Here is an 18,813-nt window from a genome sequence, read left to right on the forward strand (position 1 = left end):
TCGAGCCCGTTCCTCGGCCAGTGTCGGGTCCGGGCGACACCACCGCCGGTCGAGTCGCCTGCGCTGACGACGCCAGGGCCGCGATCAGCGCCGACGACGCGTGCCGAAGATCCCCTCGACCACGCCCGTCAGGATGGATCGCGTCGCCTTGGAACCGAGCAGTTCCTCCAACGGACTCTTCGCCGAGGTGCTCGACGACTTCGTGGTGGAACGCCTCGTCGTCCCGGCGGTCTTGCGCAGCAGCCGCTCGTACTCGGCGTCGGCCTTCTTCTGCGCCGCTGCCTCCGCCTTGTCCGCTGCGGCCTGCTGCTTCGCGAGCTCCGCGGCGATACGCTGCCGTTCGAGTTCGGCCTCTGCTGCGACGGCGACCTGGTTCGCGGCCTCCAGCTTGGCGGTGAGGATCTCGCGTGCCGACTCGCGGTCGATGGGCGTTCCGTACGTCGCAAGCAACGGCGAGGCAGCGATCGTCGCATCGATGGCCGCGTCGGGCGACGGCGACATGAGCCCCTGCGGTGCGCGGAGCCTCGTCCAGGCGACGGGCGACGGCGCGCCCTTCTCGTTCATCACGGTCACGACGGCTTCCCCGGTACCGAGGGAGGTGAGCACCTCGCCGAGGTCGTAGCCGGACTTCGGATACGTCGACACGGTCGCCTTCAAGGCCTTCGCATCGTCCGGGGTGAACGCCCGGAGCGCGTGCTGAACGCGGGATCCGAGCTGGGCGAGGACCTCGCCGGGCACGTCCTTCGGGGTCTGGGTGACGAAGAAGATGCCGACACCCTTCGATCGGATCAGCCGCACGGTCTGCGTGATCTGGGACAGGAAGTCCTTCGAGGCGTCCTTGAAGAGCAGGTGCGCCTCGTCGAAGAAGAACACGAGCTTGGGTTTGTCGGGGTCTCCGACCTCCGGGAGCGTGTTGAACAGGTCGGCGAGCAGCCACATGAGGAAGGTGGAGTAGAGCGCCGGCTTGTCCTGGACGCCCGGGACCTCCAGCAGGCTCACGATCCCCCTGCCGCTCGGGTCGAGGCGGATGAACTCCGCCGTATCGATCTCCGGTTCGCCGAAGAACACGTCGGCGCCCTGATCGGCGAAGGTGATGAGTTCGCGCAGGATGACACCGACCGTCGCGCTCGACAGACCGCCGAGGTCCTTCAGCTCGTCCTTGCCTTCGTCGCTCGCGAGGTAGGTGAGCACCGCACGCAGGTCGCTGAGGTCGAGCAGCGGGAGTGCGGCCTTGTCCGCGTAGTGGAAGACGAGACCGAGGCTCGACTCCTGAGTGTCGTTGAGGCCGAGCACTTTGCTGAGCAGCAGCGGACCGAAGCCGGCGATCGTCGCGCGGATGGGCACGCCTTTGCCGAGACCCCCGAGCGCGAAGTACTCCGTGGGCGTTGCAGCGGGGGTCCAGTCCTGGCCGATGCCGCGCGTGCGGTCGAGGAGCTTCTCGTTGCCTTCTCCGGGGGTCGCGATGCCCGAGAGGTCGCCCTTGATGTCGGCGGCGAACACAGGGACGCCGTTGGCTGACAGCTGCTCGACGAGGCCCTGGAGCGTGCGGGTCTTGCCGGTGCCGGTCGCGCCCGCGACGAGGCCGTGACGGTTCATCATGCCCAGCGGGATGCGGACCTGCACACCGGGCAGCGGTTCGCCGTTGACGAGCGCACCCATCTCGAGCGCCGGGCCGGTCACGACGTAGCCGTCATGGATCTTCAGGACGTCGTCGAGGCCGAGAGGTCCGGGGCCGATCGTGTCGGCGGTGAGGGTGGCCGGCTCCGAAGTGGCGGCGGGTGCGGGTGCGGGTGCGTCAGCCTCGGGTGCGTCGGGAGTGGAGATGGGTGCAGTGCCCGTCGTGGCTCCCGTCGTCGCCGTGATGCCGGCTCCGGCGAGCGCCGATGCCGCCTCGGCAGCCTTCACCTTCGCTTCGGCGAGCGCGGCTTGGGCCTGAGCGGCCTCCAGTTCGGCTTGTGCCTGGGCGGCGGCAGCCTGGAGTGCGGCGATCTGCGGGTCGACTAGTGCATCACTCGGCGTCATGACCTGAGCCTAGCGACGCCCTCCCCCACAATCGAGGTTCCGCATCCTTTCGTGCCCGCCAGCGCGGTGCGCCCGACCGAGCGCACCCCATTGGCGCGAGCGCCACCCTCCGGAGACCCGCGCTCGCGCCACAAGCCGGCGCCCCCGGCGAGTGCGTCGGTCTCGGTCCAGCGCACCGCGCTGACCACCAACCGGACCAACGTCGTTCGCCGAGCCGACAGCTGCCGTCTCCTCGGCGACCATTGCCCAGCGCGCCACAGACTGGGAGACTGATCACGCCTGGGGGTCCGCTCGCCGTGCCGTCCGGCATGCGACGCCCGATCCGGTCGCCGCACTCGACACGAATCGGCCGGGCGGTCACGTCGCCTCGCCAGGACAGAGGAGCTCATGGGACTGTTCGATCGGGCGAAGAACGCACTCGGTGGCGGCAATGCAGCCGCCGGCGGAGCAGCTGGGACCGACTGGGCCGCGCAGGCCCAGGCCGCCCAGGAACTCGCGAACCAGCACCTCCGTGACGCCGGCTACACCGACGGAACCCCGGTCACGGCAGCCAACGTCGGCTCCCTCGGCACCGACCTGTACGCGGACCGCGAGGTGCTCACCGCCTACGGTCAGGAACTCAACCGCATCATCGCGGTCGGGACGCCGGGCACCTCGGTCATCCGCTCGGCCGTCGACACCGGTGAGCGCATCTCCGGGAACCCCTGGTACCAGCTCGAAGTCGACGTGACACTGCCAGGCGCAGCGAGCTACACGGTGAGCAAGCGTGAGATGGTCGCCCCGCAGTTCCTCGCGAACTATGCGATCGGCACCGAGCACGGCGTCGCCGTCGACCCGGCCGACCCGCAGAAGATCGCCTTCACGAGCTGATCATGGGTGTCTTCGGCGATGTGTTCCGGCTGATGAAGGCCGGAGCGAAGGAGACCGTGAACACGGACTATGCGGCGAACCTGAAGCAGTCGGCCGACCTCGCGGAGCAGTTCGGTGGCAGTGCACCGAACCAACCGCTCGGTACTCATGGGGCCGCAGCGGCGAACCCGTTCGCGAACATGACCGCCTCCGCGAACATGCTGCAGGGCTCCGGCACGGTCGTCTCGCTCGCTCCGACCGGCGGGGAGGTCACCGGGACACCGATCTATGCGGTCGAGCTCGACATGACCGTGCCCGGGCAGGAGACGTATCGCACGAGCTATCAGACGGTCATCGCCCAGGCCGCCCTCCCGAACTGGCAACCCGGCGCGATGTTCCCGTTCCGGGTCTCGCCCGACGATCCGCACGCCCTGATGCTCGGCTGACGTCCGCTCGCCAGCAACTGCTGGCCCTCCCCGCTGCACGCCGAACCTCCCCCTGCGGGCCCTCCACCTGCGAGACCAACCCGACGTGCAGCGACGGACGCTCCTCCCGAGCGCCTGCTACGCGCCGAGCGCCACCGCCGTCCAGGAGACGGGTGGCAGCGTGATCGTCAACGTCCCGTCCGACAGCTCTGCGCTTTCGTTCACCGTCAGTCCGACCCGCTCTCGGTCGTCGATCGTGTTCTTCGCGTACACATCCTCGTCGTGGATGCCGTTCGCCTCGGTGACGGTCGTGACGTCGAGCGCCGCGACATCCACGGTCACCGTGATCGCCTCGGACTGGCTGCGGTTCACGAGGAACACCGCAGCGGTTCCGGCCTCGGCGTCGTAGGTCGCGACGGAGTCGACGAGTGGCGCATCACCGTGCACCTTCGTCGAGTAACTCTCGACCTCGATGCGCGGCGCGATGACGACTCCAGCGGCGAGACGACTCGTCACTGAGAACGGGAAGAACGTCGTCTGACGCCAACTGCCACCACCCGGCTCGGTCATGATCGGGGCGATGACGTTGACGAGCTGCGCCAGGCTCGCCGAAGCGACACGGTCGCTGTGCTTCAGCAGGGTCAGCAGCAGGTTGCCGAAGACGACGGCGTCAGCGACCGAGTAGACGTCCTCGATGAGTCGCGGTGCGTACGCCCACTCGTCGATCGTGCCCTCGATCGCGTTCCACTCGTCCAGATACCAGACGTTCCACTCGTCGAACGACAGCTTGATCTGCTTGTCGGAGTGGAGGGTGTGCTGCACATGGTCGGCCGCCGCGACGACCGTGCGGATGAAGTACTCCATGTTGAGCGAGGATGCGAGGAAGGACCCGAGGTCTCCGTCACGCTCCTGGTAGTAGGCCAGGAGATGTAGTCGACCCATTGGAAGCTGTGCTCGAGGACAGTGCGCTCCCAGCTGCCGAAGGTCGGCATCGCCGAGCTCGAGGAACCGCACACGACGAGTTCCAGCTTCGGGTCCACCATCTTCATCGCCGAGGCCGTGCGGGCGGCGAGCTTGCCGTAGTCGTCGGCCGACATGGAGCCGATCTGCCAGGGACCGTCCATCTCGTTGCCGAGGCACCACATGCGGATGTCGTAGGGCTCGGTCGCACCGTTGGCGATGCGCTGATCGGCGAGCGCCGTACCGCCCGGGTGGTTGGTGTACTCCAGCAGATCGAGCGCTTCGAGCACGCCGCGCGTGCCGAGGTTGACGGCCATCATGAGCTCACTGTCGGTGAGCTTGCACCACTTCGCGAACTCGTCGACGCCCACCTGGTTGGTCTCGAGCGAGTGCCACGCGAGGTCGCGGCGCACCGGGCGGTCCTCCCGCGGACCGACACCGTCCTCCCAGCGGTAGCCGGAGACGAAGTTGCCGCCCGGGTAGCGGATCGTGCTGGTGCCGAGCTCTTTGACGAGGTCGACGACGTCCCCGCGGAAGCCGTCGGCATCGGCCGTGGGGTGGCCCGGTTCGTAGATGCCGTCGTAGACGCATCGGCCGAGGTGCTCGACGAACGAGCCGAAGATGCGGCGGTTGACGGGAGCGACCGCCTGGTTCGGGTCGATGGCAAGACGTGCGGTGACCATGGGGTGAGTCCTTCGTTTCTGGCCGGAAGGCCGTGGGTGGTGGATGTCGTGGAGGTGTGCGCGTGTCGGGCTTCGGGCGTCAGTCCGCCGGCCTCACTTGACGCTGCCGAGCGACAGGCCGCCTTGCCAGTAGCGCTGCAGCGAGAGGAAGGCGATGATGAGCGGCACGATGGATACGAAGGCTCCCGTGACGATCAGGTTCCAGACCTGCTCACCACCGGCACCGGCGTTCGACAGCGCGGTCCAGTTGTTCAGGCCGACGGTGACGGGCAGCAGGTTCGGGTCGCTCAAGACGGCCAGCGGGAGGAAGAAGTTGTTCCACGTCCCGACGATCGACAGCAGCAGCACCGTCACGATCGCTGGGCGCAGGAGCGGCAGCGCGACCTGGAAGAAGGTGCGCAATTCTCCTGCGCCGTCGACGCGTGCAGCGTCCAGGATCTCGTCCGGAATGGCGTCCTGCGTGTAGATCCGCATGAGGTAGACGCCGAACGGACTGAGGAGCGACGGCAGGATGACCGCCCAGATCGTGTTCACGAGGCCCACCTGGCTGAGGAGCACGAACGTCGGGATCACGAGCGCCGTCAGTGGCACCATGACTGCGCCGAGCAGCAGGTTGAAGAACAGCGAGCGACCCCGGAACCGGTACTTCGCGAAGCCGTAACCAGCGAGGACCGCGAGGATGGTCGCGCCGATGCCGCCCGCGAACGCGTACAGGAACGAGTTGGCGAGCCAGCGCCAGTAGATCCCACCCTGGTGGGTGGAGAGCTCGGCGAGGTTGTCGAAGAAGTTGAACTCGCTGTCGAACCACAGCGGTCCACCGGAACCGGTGAACAGGCCCGAGGTGTCCTTCGTGGCCGCGACGATCAACCACCACAGGGGCAGGATGAAGTAGATCACGAGAGCCAGCAGGAACAGGTGCGAGCCGACGCGGCGTCCGCCGGTTCGAGCCTCCGGACCGTGGCGTCGTCGTCCGGCCTTCGGATTGACGGCCGGGATGGCGGTGGTTGCGCTCATCATTTCAATCCGCTCTGCTTGCGCGTGAGGAAGAGGAACACGTACGAGCCGATGAACACGATGATCCCGAGCGCGAAGGAGATCGCGGAGGCGTAGTTGAACTGGCTGTACGAGAAGGCGAGGGAGTACGCGTACATATTGGGTGTGTACGAGATCGGTATCGCGCCCTGCGCGATGCCGCGGAGCACTTGTGGCTCGGTGAAGAACTGCAGCGTGCCGATCATCGCGAAGATGAGCACCATGACCATCGACGAGGAGATCATCGGCACTTTGATGCGCAGCGCCGTCTGGAACGAATTGGCTCCGTCGATGCGGGCGGCCTCGTAGATCGACGGGTCGATGCCGCGGAGCGCTGCGTAGATGATGATCATGTAGTACCCCGACCACTGCCAGGTGACGATGTTCACGAGGCTGCCGAAGATGCTGCTCTGGTCGAGGAACGACGGTGCCGTCGCGCCGAAGAGAGCGAAGAGGTCGGTCGCCGGTCCGAAGCGCGGGCTGTACAGGAACCCCCACATGAGTGCGCCGATGACCACCGGGATGGCGTACGGCACGAAGATCATGAGACGCGAGAACTTCGACAGCACGGTCGCGAGGTTGTCGAGCACGAGCGCCGCGACGAGGGCGACGAGCATCTGTGCCGGGATCATGACGAGCGCGAACATCGCGACGCGGCCGAGACCGCCGAGGAAGATCGGGTCAGTGAATGCCTTGACGTAGTTCGCGAGCCCGGTGAACTCGGTGCCCGCCGCGAGGGTCGACGTCTGCAGGCTCATCCAGAACGCGTAACAGAGTGGAAAGATGAGGAAGGCCGCGAAGACGACGGCGAACGGCGCGACGAAGAGCCAACCCCAGCGCTGCCGTTTGCGATCGATCGCGCCGATGCCGCCTCGCCGTGGACGGACGGTCCTGGCGGCCGACGCTGCCCGCGCGGCTCGCGTGGGTGGTTCGGTAGTGAGAGCCATGATGCTGCTTTCAAGTCGGAGGGTCGATCGGGGCGACTGCTTCGTCGCCCCGATCGATGGGACTGCTCGGGACTACTTGGAGGTGAAGCCCTGCTCCGCGGCGTACTTCGTGAGGCTCTCCTGGAGGTCGTCGAGCGCCTCATCGGCCGTCTTCTCGCCCTGCACCATCGCGTACTGCTGCTCGGTCAGCTGGTCGAACGCATAGTTCTGGAACGGACTGAAGGTGAAGCCGCTGTAGCCGGCTGCCGCGTCGAGGAAGACATCCTTGTTGATCTGCTGACCCCCGAAGAACGGGTACTCCAGGTTCGTGAAGTAGTCGGACTCGAGGATCGGCTTGTACGTCGGGAAGAGCGCGCCCTGTTCGATGCCGATCTTCCACGCCTCGTCGGTGCCGAAGATGTCCTTCGCCACCGTGGCGGCGAGCTGCTTGTCCTTCGCCTGCTCGGTCACGGCGAAGGTCGAACCGCCCCAGTGCACCTGGACGGGGTTCGCAGCGTCCCACTGTGGGAGTGGAGCCGCGCGCCAGACCGCAGTGTCATCGGCGTCCGACAGGCCCTGCAGGTAGCCGGGACCCCATGCGGCCGCGAGGTACACGGCGTAGGTGCCGTCGACGAGGCTCGTGTTGTAGTCGGCGGTGAAGGCGTCGTCGGTGGTGACGAGGTCGGCTTTCACGAGGCCGTCCCAGTAGTTCAGGACCTTCTTGGAGGCATCGTCGTTGACGTCGATCGAGACCTCGGTCGGCTTCGTCTTGTCGTACTCGAAGGGCACGGAGCCTGCCTGGGCGAAGAGCGCCTGGTTGAATGCGCGGCCGTTGGTCGGGAAGTTGGCGAGCACACCGCCGGTGCCGGCGTCCTTCAGCTGCTGCGCGGCGACCGCGAACTCGTCCCAGGTGGTGGGGACGGCGATGCCTGCTGCGTCGAAGAGGTCCTGGCGGTAGAGCATGCCCATGGGGCCGCTGTCGACCGGGATCGCGTAGACGGAGTCACCGCTCGTGACGTCGTTCCATGCACCTTCCGTGTACTTGTCTTTGACGTCGGCCGCGCCGAACTCGCCGATGTCGACGAGTGCCTGGCGGATGGTGAAGCTCGAGATGACTTCGGATTCCAACATGATGACGTCCGGGGCGCCGGACTTCGCCTCGATGGCGGTGGAGAACTTCGTGTACTCGTCGTTACCCTGGCCTGCGTTGGTCCAGCAGACCTGGACGTCGTCGTGCGTCTTGTTGAACAGGTCGACGACCTGCTCGAAGGCTGGGAACCATGCCCAGACGGTGACCTGTGGGACGTCGGTCTTCGTGATCTTGTTGGTGCAGGAGGCCTCGCCGCCCCCTGCGGCGCCGCCGCTGGAGCATGCGGTGAGGGCCATCGCTGCGACGGCGACTGTGCCGACTGCTGCGAGAACTCGTGACTTCATGATGGGTGCTGTCCTCTCGGAGATGGAACTTCATTGTCATCGTGCCGGGCTTTTACAACGTTGAAGGTAAACGTTGTAAAAGCATGATGCCGGGTGGCTCGGACGATGTCAAGACGCAAGAGGTGGGCGCGGTTCAGTCTGAGACGGATGCTGCGGGGGGCGCGGTCGACGCTCCAGTGGACTCACGTCGCACCAACTGGAAGTCGGCCAGGACCAGGCGTGGAGGGAACTCCTCACCGCGACGGTCGATCCGCTCGAGCAGCATGTCGACAGCGGTCTCGGCGATCTGGTCGCGGCCGGGGGCGATCGTCGTGAGCGACGGCAACGAGTACCGACCCTCGTCGATGTCGTCGAAGCCGATGATCGCGACCTCCTCAGGCATCCGGATGCCGCGTTCGCTCAGGACGCGCATGGCACCGAGCGCCAGTGCATCGTTGAATGCGACGATGCCGTCGAAGGGCTCTCCCTCGTCGAGCATCGCGCGCATGGCTACGGCTCCGTCGTAGCGATGCCAGACGCCGACAGCACGGACGAGCGCCTCGTCATACGGCAATCCGGCTGCCTCGAGCGCCTCCCGGTAGCCGACGAGGCGCAGCCCTGCGGAGCCGACCTGCTCCCCCGGGTGGGCACCGAACGCCACGATCCTGCGTCGACCGATCTCGATGAGGTGCTCCGTCGCGGCACGGGCCCCCGCCGTGTTCTGCATCGTGATGTGGTCGTTCGGTGCGTTGAAGATCCGCTCGCCGAGCAGCACCATGGGCGTCGTGACCTCCGCCAGGAGGTCGACGTCGTCCTCACCGAGCTCGAGCGCCGAGTACAGGAGGCCGTCGACGAGCTGCGTCCGCGGTCCCCGCACGAGGGCGGCCTCACGCTCACGGTCGCCGCCCGTCTGCTCGATCAGCACGTAGAGTCCGCGTTGGTCGGCGGCGTGCATGACGGCGTCGGCGAGTTCTGCGAAGTAGGAGTTGCGCAGATCGGGGATGATGAGGCTGATGACGCCGGATCGGCCGGAGCGCAGTCCCCGCGCGGAGAGGTTCGGGCGATAGCCCAGCTCAGCGATCGCCTGAAGCACTCGCTCCTTCGTCGACGCCTTGATGTGCGGGTAGTCGTTGACGACGTTCGAGACGGTCTTGGCGGACACACCCGCGAGCCTGGCGACATCGTGCAGCGTGGTCGCCATGGTCCTCCTCGGCGGCGGCTCCACGACCGCCCTGTACGCACTCTACAACGTTGAAGGGGCGCGCCCGATCGCTAGGCGACGCCTGCGGTCGTGACCGGAGCGACCTCCGGCGCAGCAGCCGACGCCGCGCCCGTCGACTCGCGCGGCACCACCCGGAAGCCGCTCACGATCTGGCGCGGGCCGGGCGCTGCGCCGGTTGCGGCGATCCGCTCGACGAGGAGTTCGACGGCACGCTCGGCGATCTCTTCCCGGCCGATGTCGACGGTGGACAGCGTCGGCAGTGCGTACCGGGTCTCGTCGAGATCGTCGAAGCCGATGATCGCGACATCATCCGGTATGCGGATGCCGGCGTCCTGCAGCACGCGCATCGCGCCGAGTGCCATCGCGTCGTTGAACGCGACGACACCGTCGAACGGGATGCCTGAGGCGATCACTTCCCGCATCGCGTTGGCGCCATCGCTACGATGCCAGCTGACCACTGTGCTGACGTAGGCCGGGTCGGCTTCGATGCCTGCGTCCGCCAGGGCCGCACGGTAGCCCTGGAGACGGAGCGCCGCCGGACCGAGCTCGTCGCGCGGATCGGTACCGAGGGCGACGATGCGGCGGCGGCCCTGGGCGAGGAGGTGCTCGGTCGCCGCACGCGCGCCCTCGACGTTCGCCATCGTGATGTGGTCTCGTGCGCCGTCGAACATGTGCTCGGCGAGGATCACCATGGGGCCGTCGGGCAGCAGGCCGGCGTCGTCCTGGTCGAGGCTGAGCGGGCTGTAGAGGATGCCGTCGACGAGCTGCATGCGCGGACCACGGAGGATCTCCAGCTCGACCTCGCGCCCTCCGGCCACCTGCTCGATGAGCACGGACAGCCCGCGCGCGCGGGCCTGACGCATGACGGCGTCTGCCAGTTCGGCGAAGTAGGCGTTCCGGAGGTCGGGGATGATGAGGCTGATCACGCCGGAGCGGCCGGAGCGCAAGCTGCGGGCGGAGAGGTTCGGACGGTAACCGAGCTCGGCGATCGCGGCCTCCACCCTCGCGCGCGTCTCGGCACTCACGTGGAGGTAGTCGTTGACGACGTTCGACACGGTCTTGATCGAGACGCCCGCTCGTGCCGCGACGTCATGCATCGTGATCGACACGTGTCTCCTCCCGAGCTGGCTCCCAGCTGTCAGCAGACTACCTGGCTCGCCCCGCCACGGGTGCTGACCCTCCTCGTGGTCGTGGTCGTGGTCGTGGTGGCCGCCAGCGCGGTGCGCTGGACCGAGCGCGCCCTATTGGCGCGACCGCGGGTCTCCGGAGGGGGCACTCGCGTCAGAGGGGCGCGGCAGGGGCGGCTCGTGCGGTGTCGGTCCAGCGCACCGCGCTGGCAGACGAGCGCCTCACCGAGCCGTTGCCCATCAGGCGTCGGCCAACGCGACCCGTCGTTTCGGCTCAGACGACATGCGCTGCAGCAACGGGACGGCGATGATCAGTGCGACACCCGCTCCGAGCAGGAGACCGCCGATCGTGTCGCTCACCCAGTGCGCCCCGAGATACGTCCGCGACAGCATCATGAGCAGTGTGTAAGCCGCACCGATCAGCCACACCCAGACGCGCGGGAAGATGATCCCGAACGCCACCGCGATCGTCGCCGCGTTCGCACTGTGCCCCGACGGGAACGACCCGAAATCCGCATGGACCAGGATGTCCTCCGGCCGAGACCGTCCGACGATGTTCTTGATGATCTGTACCGCACCGGCGCTCACCGCCGAGACGAGCGCGAAGTACAACGCGGCCCACGGCCTCCGGAGCAGCAGCAGGACCGCGATCCCGAGCAACGGCACGACGAGGATCGCGACGATGCCACCGCCCAACCAGTTCATGACCAGCGCCGCTTGGACGAGCCAGGGCGAGCGTTCCTCCAGCACCTCCTGCATCCACTCCTCGTCGAAGCCGAACGGCGCATCGGGCCCGCGCTGGAAGATCAGGACGCCGAGCAGCAGGACGAGGACGACGGCGATGGCACCACTGATGAGCGGCCAGCGACGCGAGACCTTGGCGGCGAGCTTCGGGTCCGGCCGGATCGAAGTGGGGTCCGGATCCATCGCGAGCACGCCGGCCTCGTCCAGAGCGGGAGGGACGGCATCGCTGCTCGCCGGGGTCGTTGCGGGGTCGTCGTGCTCGCCTGGTGCCGTCATCGTCCCATCATGCCGTGCCGCAGCCGCGGGGCACGGAGGCTTGCGCCGGGCGACGATACTGGAGGGATGACCGCCGCCGCCAACACAGCACCCCTCGCCGACGACGCCCGATGCCCCTGCCTGTCCGGCGAGAACTACGGCGCGTGCTGCGGGCGCCTGCACCGAGGCTCAGCGACGGCCCCGACTGCGGAGTCGCTCATGCGGTCGAGGTTCTCGGCCTTCGCCGTGGGTGATGCCCACTATCTGCTCCGCACCTGGCATCCGTCGACACGCCCGTCGGTGCTCGAGCTGGACGACTCACTGCGCTGGTACCGGCTCGACATCCTCGCGACCTCCGGCGGGGGCCTGTTCGACACGGAGGGCACGGTCGACTTCGTCGCCCATCACAAGGTGCCTGGCGTCCCCGGCTCGGCCGGACGTCAGCGCGAGCTCAGCCGATTCACGAAGGACACAGGCGCCTGGACCTACCTCGACGGCACTGAACTCGACGCCTGACTCCCCTGCTCCACGCTCGGCGCGGTGCGCTGGTCCGAGCGCAGGCCGTCGGCCGCCAGCGCGGTGCGCTGGTCCGGGCGACGCCGAACCGCCGCGCGCGACACCCTGCGGCGCGAGCGCTACCCGCCGGAGACCCGCGCTCGCGCCACAGGGGTGCGCTCGGTCCAGCGCACCGCACTGGCACCACCACTAGCCAGCGAGAGCCGGGACCTTCTTCGGCTGCACGATGAACCACAGCGCGAGGACCGACACGGCCGAGGTCGCCGCCATCACCGCCCCCATCGGGATCGCCGTGCCGATGCCGAAGACACCGACGATCGGCGAGATGATCCCGGCGAGACCGAAGTTGAGCGCGCCGAGCAACGATGCCGCTGTCCCCGCCTCGTGGCCGTGGTTCGCCAACGCGAGCACCTGGACGGCGGGGAACCCGAATCCGCACGCGAGGATGAAGAAGAACAGCGGCACGAGCACACCGAACAGCCCGACATCCGCCATGGTGAGGGCGACGATCGTGAGCGCGGAGATGAGCTGCACGATGGTGGTGCACGCGATGATCCACTGCGGCCCGTACCAGCGCATCAGGCGTGAGGAGATCTGCACACCAGCGACGATGCCCAGCGAGTTCACCGCGAACAGGAGCCCGTACTGCTGCGCGTCGAAGTCGTACACCTCCTGGAACAGGAACGACGAGCTCGACAGGTATGCGAACAGTCCGGAGAAGCTCATGCCGCCGATGAGGGCGACACCGACGAACACCCGGTCGCTGAAGACCGAGCGGTAGCGGTCGCGGACGGTGCTGTGGCCGGCGTCCTGACGCCTCGCCGGCGGCAGCGTCTCGACGATCCACAGCGACACCGCCAGCACGACGAATACGCCGTACGCGGCGAGCACCCAGAACAGCCCGCGCCAGTCGAAGACGAGGAGCAGCTGCGAACCGATGACCGGAGCAGCGATGGGTGCGAGGCCGTTCACGAGGGCGAGTCGCGACAGCATCCGCACGAGGGGCTTGCCGCCGAAGAGGTCGCGGACCATCGCCATCGCGACGACGCCACCAGCGGCCGCACCGGCGCCCTGCAGCACGCGGAACACCATGAGCCACGCGATGTCGGGAGCGAGGGCTGCACCGATCGAGGCCGCGATGTGGATGCTCGTCGCGAGGATGAGCGGGAGACGACGGCCGACCTTGTCACTCCAGGGCCCCATGAACAGCTGGCCGACGGCGAATCCCATCGTCGTTCCGGTGAGCGTCAATTGGATGAGGCTGACGGGGACGTCGAGGTCCTGTTCGAGGACGGGGAACGCCGGGAGGTAGAGGTCGATGGTGAACGGTCCGAGCGCGGTGAGCGCGCCGAGGACGAGGACGTAGACGAGCCGCTGGCGGCCGGAGAGGGAGTCGCCGGGATGGACGACGGTGATTCCTGCGGTGTGCACTGGTGAACGGTTTCCTAGCGAGATAGTGGGGCGTGTGCGGTTGGCCGCTCATCGAATCGATTCGAGAAGGACGGTCAAGGGTAGCAGCCGGGTGGTCCGCTTCGCGACGCCGGACGTCCGTCTTCCCGAGAGGCGAATCCGGCGACAGCGGGTCGACCGTCCTCCACAGCCCGTGCGAGCGGACGGTCCTCCGCACCGCGCGCGACACCGAATCCGTGTTTCCCCGCGCCCGATAGGCTGATCCGGCCGCAATCGATCCTCCATCCGCCCATCAACGTCGGCGGACCGTCGGAACCGGTGCGGTGCCAGTTTCACCTGCAGCACGCCGACGGAAGCGAGTACATGTCAGACCATCCCAGAGCCCCCTTGCCGTTCCAAGTGGACCTCCGCGGCGTGGTGGACCTGCTCAGTCGGCACATCTACTCCGGGCCCCGCGTCTACCTCCGTGAGTTGCTGCAGAACGGACGCGACGCGGTCGCTGCACGGCGAGCCGAACACGAGGACGCCCCGATCGGCCGTCTCGAGATCATCGCCCACTCGGCGAGCGCCGGGACGCCCTTCCGCTTCAGGGACAACGGCATCGGGCTGACGCACGACGAAGCCGCCGAACTCCTGGCGACGGTGGGGCGGAGCTCCAAACGCGGTGACCTCGACGAGCTGCAGCGTGGCGACTACCTGGGTCGCTTCGGCATCGGCCTGCTCAGCTGCTTCATGGTGGCGGACACCATCACCGTGCGGAGCCGTTCGGCTCGTGGCGGCCCGGCGATCGAGTGGGTGGGCACCACCGACGGCACGTTCACCATCCAGGAGCTCGACGCCCCCACGAGTGAGGCGACGCCGATCGGCTCCGAGGTCGTGCTGTCGCCACGAACCGGCGGGCCGCAACACGACGGCAGTCTCCTCGGCCATCGCTCGGTGTCGGCGTTGGCGGCGAGCTACGGTCGGTTCCTCGATCTCGACGTCGACGTCGTCGATCCGGAGCGCCCAGAGCTGCCGGCGCGCATCAACGTCGACCCGGTGTTCCGCACACCTGCTTCGACGCCGCACGATGAGCTGCTGGCGTTCGGTGAGGAACTCCTCGGCAGTCGGCCATTCGACGCCATCGAGATCGTCGTGCCAGGTACCGGTACCCGCGGCACCGCCTTCGTCCTGCCGACGCCGCCGCCGCCCGGAGCACGTCAGGCGAGCCGCGTGTATCTCGGTGGCATGCTGCTGAGCGAGCAGGTCGACGACCTCCTCCCCGACTGGGCGTTCTTCGTCCGCTGCATCGTCGACACCACCGGTCTCCGACCGACGGCGTCGCGCGAGCAGCTCGTCCAGGACGACACCCTCGAGTTCACCCGCGAAGCGATCGGTGCCTCGCTCCAGCGCTGGATCCTCGATCTCGCGAGGTCCCGTCCGCATCGCCTGCAGGAGTTCATCGGGATCCATCAGCTCGGCATCAAGGCGATCGCCGTCCACGACGACGACCTCGCTGGTGCAGTGATCCGCTGGCTGCCGATCGAGACCTCCGCCGGCACGACGACGATCGAGGAGCACCTGGCCACGACCCACACGGTCAGGTACACGGCGACCCGCGACGAGTTCCGTCAGATCGCCGCTGTCGTCGATCCAGCCGCACCGATCGTGAACGCCGGCTACCTCCACGACCAGGAGCTCCTCGAACGGCTCCCTGACCTCATCGACGGCGTCACCGTCGAACGGGTGACGGTCGCCGACGAACTCGACAACCTCGAGCCACCACACCTCGACGACCTCGCCACCACGGCCGCACTCGAAGACCGTGCGAGCCGGGTGCTCGACGAGGTCGAGTGCCGTGTGTCGGTGCGTCGATACCGCCCCGACGATCTGGCCGCCCTGTATGTCGCAGACCCGTCGGTCCTGCGCCGCATCGAACGCCACCGCGCCGCAGCCGTCGCCCCCGGGATCTGGTCGCAGGTGGTCGGTGCGGTCGACACCTTCCTCGCGGGCACGACCCCGGTCGAGGATGTCGGTGCGGGCGCCGCGAGACTCTGCCTCAACTGGAACGCTGCACTGGTGCGCCGTCTCGCCGCCCTCGACGACGACCTCGTCTTCGACCGCAGCATCCAACTGCTCTACGTGCAGGCCCTCCTCGCCGGCCACCGCCCGCTCCAGGCTCGCGATCGACGCATGCTCGACTCCGCCATGACAGATCTGATCGGCCTGAGTGTCGGTCTCGACGACAAGGAACTCCGATGACCGACACAGCGCCTGCCCGCGACGACATCGATCCAGACGCCAGCGTCCAGGATCTCCTCGACGAAGCGGACACGCTGCCGTGCGGCCCCGCCGAGCGCGCACTCCTCGACGAAGCCCTGCGTCGGGCGGAGAGCGCCGGCGACGAGGAGGCGGCGTACGCCACGCGGTTGCGCCTCACCCAGTCCGCACACATGACGGGCGACACCGACGCGATGTTCAGTTCGTTCGGCTGGTGCGTCGGCAAGCACGACGCAGACCCGCAGCGCTTCCCGACGACCGTCGACGGCTGCGATCTGCTCTTCCAGTACAAATGGATGGCTGGCCGCCTCTCGACGAACCCGACGTTCTCGCTCGAGCAGATCACCGCCATGCACGAGGACATGCAGGCGCGGTACCGCGCAGCCGGCGCGACGATGAGCGGTGTCGTGCAGTCGCAGTTCCACATCGCCTCGGTGACCGGCCGCCTCGACGAAGCCGCCGCGCTCCTCGAACGACGCGCGGCGATCGAGGACGACCGCTACAGCCACTGCGAGGCATGCGTCCGGAACGAGGACGCCTGGTTCCACCAACTGCGCGGCCAGGAGGACGAAGCGATCCGGATCTACGACGAGATGTTCGAGAACCGCATGAGCTGCGGTGAGGAGCCGGAGACGAGCGAGGCGCAGGCACTCCTCCCGTACCTGCGAGCCGGCCGACTCGACGACGCGAAGGCCGCGCACCAGCGCAGTTACCGTGCCGCGCGGAACAATGCAGACGGCTTCGGCATCATCGCCGATCACCTGGTGTTCTGCGCCGTCACCGGCAACGAGGCCCGCGGCCTCACGATGCTGGAGCGCCACCTCACGGCGCTCGTGAACGATCCGATCAACCTCTCCGGACACGCCGACGGGCTCACCGCGATCGGCGTCCTGCTCGACGCCGTCGCTCGGACTGGGCACGGCGGCCTGCCCGTGCGCGGTGCCGACGCCCCCGAACTCGCCCGGTACCTGGGCATCGATGCAGGTGCTGACGTCGCCGCGGATGCCAGCGGTTCCCCTGGTGTTCCGGCCTGGTCCGTGGAGGCCGTCGCCGCGCGAGCGTGGGCATCGGCAGAGCGCCTCGCGGCCGCCTTCGACGGACGCAACGGCAACTCGTTCCGCACCGAGCGCCTCGAACTCGCCCGGGCGCTCGCCGACGAGCACTGGGACCTCCCGCTGTCAGCTGAAGGCTTCGCCGCGCCGGTCGTCGAGCCGGCACCCGCCGCGACCCCCGCCGAATGGCGGGAACGCACGTCCGCGCTCCTGCAGAGCGCCGACACTCGCGGCGCGATCATCGCCGCCGAACACGGACTCGCGTTGCTCGCCGCACAGGCCGAGTCGGATCCGAAGCTCGCCGCAGCGTTCTTCGGCGTCATCGCGCAGGCGAGCGTCATCGACGGAGACGAGCCCCGGGCCGCAGCGGCCTGGGCGGACCGGGTCGCCGCCCTGCGCGACGCCGGACGCACAGCGGTCGCCGACCTCGAGGAGCAGCTCGGGCCGTCCGTGCTCGGTGCAGCGACAGCCGAGCGGCTCACCGCACTCCTCGCCTCCGTCGACGCGGCGCGGCTGGTGCCCGTCGACCCGGACCACCTCATCCACACGCTCGTCATCGCGGCCCGCCACGGGTTCGAGCTGGCCGGACAGCAGACCGAGCAGGAGCCGGCGGAGGAGTACCTGAACATCGCCGACCGGTTGGCGGGCGAAGCCGTGGTCGCCTCGGCCGTTGACGACCCGGGCGAGGCCGGCCCCTCAGCTCGACTCCTGCACGCCCACCTGTTCGCCGTCACCGGCCGCATCCAGGAGGCTGCGGAGCTGTTGGACCCGCTCGTCGCACCAGAGCACCGTGCCTCCGTCCGACTGCCGTCACTGACGCTCCGCGCCCGCATGCTCGGCGGATCGGGCGAGTTCGCCGAAGGCATCGCGCTCGCCGACGAACTCGTCGCGCTCCAGACCTCGCTCGGCAACCGCCTCGGCGTCATTCAGGCCTGCGCACTGTCGGCGGCGCTGCTGAGCGATGCCGACCGCGACCGCGAGGCCGCGTCCCGGATGCAGCTCGCGATCTCGCACGCGAACCGCGCGGAGTACCCGGAGCTCGATGCGCTCACCCTGCAGCTCGCGCGCTACCTCCAGTTCGCGGGCGACGCGGACGCAGCGCTCGAGCGCTACGACGAGGTCTATCAGGCGAAGCGAGAGCACGCAGCCCCCGGCGAACTGGCGGATCTGCTCGCCAACATGGGTGAGGCTGCACGCGCGATCGGCGAGCACGGCATGGCCTACGGCATCTGGCAGACGGCGCTGCAGGACGCAGCAGCCGTCGGCAACGACCAGGTGACCATCCGTACGGGCTTCGGTCTGAGCACGCTGCTCGTGCAGTTCGAGGACGAGGACGCGATCGAGGTCATCGACCAGGCGCTGGCCGCCGCCCGACGCCTCGGCGATCCCCAGCTGCTCATCCAGGCGCTGCAGCGGAAGGCGAGCGCGCAGGCCGGGTTCGGCGACGACACGGGGCTCCCGCTGTTCGCTGAGGCTCGGAACATCGCCGCGGCGCACGATGCCGAGTGGCTCGTCGCCGACATCACCGACTCTGAAGCTCGCGCGCTCGGTGCGTTGGGACGATCCGAGGAGGCGACCGCTGCGGCTCAGGTGGCCGTCGAGCGGTTCGTCGCGGTGGGTGATGAGAACGGTGCCGCGGTCGCCGAGGTGTTCGCTGCGCGCTCCCGCGCAGGAGCGGACGATCACGGTGCTGCGGTCGTGCTCTTCCGCTCTGCGCGGGCCCGCCTGCCGGAGGGCTCCCCCGATTGGACGACGGTCACCGCTGAGCTCGCCGACGCCCACGAGCGACTCGAACAGCACACCGACGCCGCCCTGCTCCGAGCACAGATCGAAGCCTGACCCGATCCCGCCGCTCAGCGACCCCGCCGCACGCCGAACGTCTCGTCGCACACGCTCCGACACGTGCGACGTTGACGGC

13 protein-coding genes and 1 pseudogene are annotated in these 18,813 nt (G+C 68.3%); 5 read left to right on the forward strand and 9 right to left on the reverse strand.

Features of this window, described 5'->3' with window-relative positions; genetic code table 11:
• Positions 1–84: 84 nt before the first annotated feature.
• On the reverse strand, positions 85–2,022 hold the full coding sequence (locus ABMA10_RS17650) for a helicase HerA-like domain-containing protein (protein WP_431030757.1): 1,938 nt from the start codon (positions 2,020–2,022) through the stop codon (positions 85–87).
• Between the two features lie 387 nt (positions 2,023–2,409).
• Between ABMA10_RS17650 and ABMA10_RS17655 the strand changes: the two genes are divergently transcribed.
• Together ABMA10_RS17655 and ABMA10_RS17660 are read left to right on the forward strand one after the other, a co-directional pair.
• On the forward strand, positions 2,410–2,892 hold the full coding sequence (locus ABMA10_RS17655) for a hypothetical protein (RefSeq protein ID WP_347869314.1): 483 nt from the start codon (positions 2,410–2,412) through the stop codon (positions 2,890–2,892).
• A 2-nt stretch (positions 2,893–2,894) separates the two neighbouring features.
• On the forward strand, positions 2,895–3,317 hold the full coding sequence (locus ABMA10_RS17660) for a hypothetical protein (protein ID WP_347869313.1): 423 nt from the start codon (positions 2,895–2,897) through the stop codon (positions 3,315–3,317).
• Between the two features lie 117 nt (positions 3,318–3,434).
• Here the strand turns inward: ABMA10_RS17660 and ABMA10_RS17665 are convergent.
• The 7 genes and pseudogenes from ABMA10_RS17665 to ABMA10_RS17695 all read right to left on the reverse strand — a co-directional run bounded on the left by ABMA10_RS17665 (position 3,435) and on the right by ABMA10_RS17695 (position 11,679).
• Positions 3,435–4,939: pseudogene (locus ABMA10_RS17665) on the reverse strand (alpha-N-arabinofuranosidase).
• Positions 4,940–5,032: 93 nt separating this feature from the next.
• Positions 5,033–5,953 carry a carbohydrate ABC transporter permease gene (locus ABMA10_RS17670; RefSeq protein WP_347869312.1) on the reverse strand — a complete coding sequence of 307 codons (921 nt, stop codon included), beginning with the start codon at positions 5,951–5,953 and terminating at the stop codon, positions 5,033–5,035.
• Positions 5,953–6,918 (reverse strand): carbohydrate ABC transporter permease, encoded by a 966-nt coding sequence (locus tag ABMA10_RS17675; RefSeq protein WP_347869311.1) that lies wholly within the window; start codon positions 6,916–6,918, stop codon positions 5,953–5,955. The genes ABMA10_RS17670 and ABMA10_RS17675 overlap by 1 nt, the downstream gene beginning before the upstream one ends.
• Before the next feature lie 72 nt (positions 6,919–6,990).
• Positions 6,991–8,331, reverse strand: a complete 1,341-nt coding sequence (locus ABMA10_RS17680; RefSeq protein ID WP_347869310.1) for an extracellular solute-binding protein — start codon at positions 8,329–8,331, stop codon at positions 6,991–6,993.
• Between the two features lie 133 nt (positions 8,332–8,464).
• Positions 8,465–9,511 (reverse strand): LacI family DNA-binding transcriptional regulator, encoded by a 1,047-nt coding sequence (locus tag ABMA10_RS17685; protein WP_347869309.1) that lies wholly within the window; start codon positions 9,509–9,511, stop codon positions 8,465–8,467.
• A 71-nt stretch (positions 9,512–9,582) separates the two neighbouring features.
• Positions 9,583–10,641, reverse strand: a complete 1,059-nt coding sequence (locus ABMA10_RS17690; protein WP_347869308.1) for a LacI family DNA-binding transcriptional regulator — start codon at positions 10,639–10,641, stop codon at positions 9,583–9,585.
• 258 nt (positions 10,642–10,899) lie between these two features.
• A complete protein-coding gene (locus tag ABMA10_RS17695) occupies positions 10,900–11,679 on the reverse strand; it encodes a phosphatase PAP2 family protein (protein WP_347869307.1) in 780 nt (259 codons plus the stop codon).
• A gap of 66 nt (positions 11,680–11,745) precedes the next feature.
• On the opposite strand from ABMA10_RS17695, the gene ABMA10_RS17700 reads away from it, so the two are divergent.
• Positions 11,746–12,174: a YchJ family protein gene (locus tag ABMA10_RS17700; RefSeq protein ID WP_347869306.1), complete on the forward strand. Its 429-nt coding sequence runs from the start codon at positions 11,746–11,748 to the stop codon at positions 12,172–12,174.
• A gap of 189 nt (positions 12,175–12,363) precedes the next feature.
• On the opposite strand, the gene ABMA10_RS17705 is transcribed toward ABMA10_RS17700, so the two are convergent.
• Entirely contained in the window at positions 12,364–13,605 is a 1,242-nt protein-coding gene (locus ABMA10_RS17705; protein WP_347869305.1) for a multidrug effflux MFS transporter, read from the reverse strand.
• A gap of 342 nt (positions 13,606–13,947) precedes the next feature.
• Between ABMA10_RS17705 and ABMA10_RS17710 the strand changes: the two genes are divergently transcribed.
• Positions 13,948–15,825 (forward strand): HSP90 family protein, encoded by a 1,878-nt coding sequence (locus ABMA10_RS17710; protein WP_347869304.1) that lies wholly within the window; start codon positions 13,948–13,950, stop codon positions 15,823–15,825.
• Positions 15,822–18,734: a hypothetical protein gene (locus tag ABMA10_RS17715; RefSeq protein ID WP_347869303.1), complete on the forward strand. Its 2,913-nt coding sequence runs from the start codon at positions 15,822–15,824 to the stop codon at positions 18,732–18,734. Before ABMA10_RS17710 ends, ABMA10_RS17715 begins: the two co-directional genes overlap by 4 nt.
• Positions 18,735–18,813 lie beyond the last annotated feature (79 nt).

Source organism: Plantibacter sp. RU18, from assembly GCF_050613355.1.
GTDB lineage: Bacteria > Actinomycetota > Actinomycetes > Actinomycetales > Microbacteriaceae > Plantibacter.

Bases quoted from the DNA above. Each gene is read 5' to 3' on its own strand.
- ABMA10_RS17710 (WP_347869304.1), top strand. From the start codon at position 13,948: ATGTCAGACCATCCCAGAGCCCCCTTGCCGTTCCAAGTGGACCTCCGC.
- ABMA10_RS17660 (WP_347869313.1), top strand. From the start codon at position 2,895: ATGGGTGTCTTCGGCGATGTGTTCCGGCTGATGAAGGCCGGAGCGAAG.
- ABMA10_RS17655 (WP_347869314.1), top strand. From the start codon at position 2,410: ATGGGACTGTTCGATCGGGCGAAGAACGCACTCGGTGGCGGCAATGCA.
- ABMA10_RS17680 (WP_347869310.1), bottom strand. From the start codon at position 8,331: ATGAAGTCACGAGTTCTCGCAGCAGTCGGCACAGTCGCCGTCGCAGCG.
- ABMA10_RS17700 (WP_347869306.1), top strand. From the start codon at position 11,746: ATGACCGCCGCCGCCAACACAGCACCCCTCGCCGACGACGCCCGATGC.
- ABMA10_RS17685 (WP_347869309.1), bottom strand. From the start codon at position 9,511: ATGGCGACCACGCTGCACGATGTCGCCAGGCTCGCGGGTGTGTCCGCC.
- ABMA10_RS17695 (WP_347869307.1), bottom strand. From the start codon at position 11,679: ATGACGGCACCAGGCGAGCACGACGACCCCGCAACGACCCCGGCGAGC.
- ABMA10_RS17715 (WP_347869303.1), top strand. From the start codon at position 15,822: ATGACCGACACAGCGCCTGCCCGCGACGACATCGATCCAGACGCCAGC.
- ABMA10_RS17670 (WP_347869312.1), bottom strand. From the start codon at position 5,953: ATGAGCGCAACCACCGCCATCCCGGCCGTCAATCCGAAGGCCGGACGA.
- ABMA10_RS17650 (WP_431030757.1), bottom strand. From the start codon at position 2,022: ATGACGCCGAGTGATGCACTAGTCGACCCGCAGATCGCCGCACTCCAG.
- ABMA10_RS17675 (WP_347869311.1), bottom strand. From the start codon at position 6,918: ATGGCTCTCACTACCGAACCACCCACGCGAGCCGCGCGGGCAGCGTCG.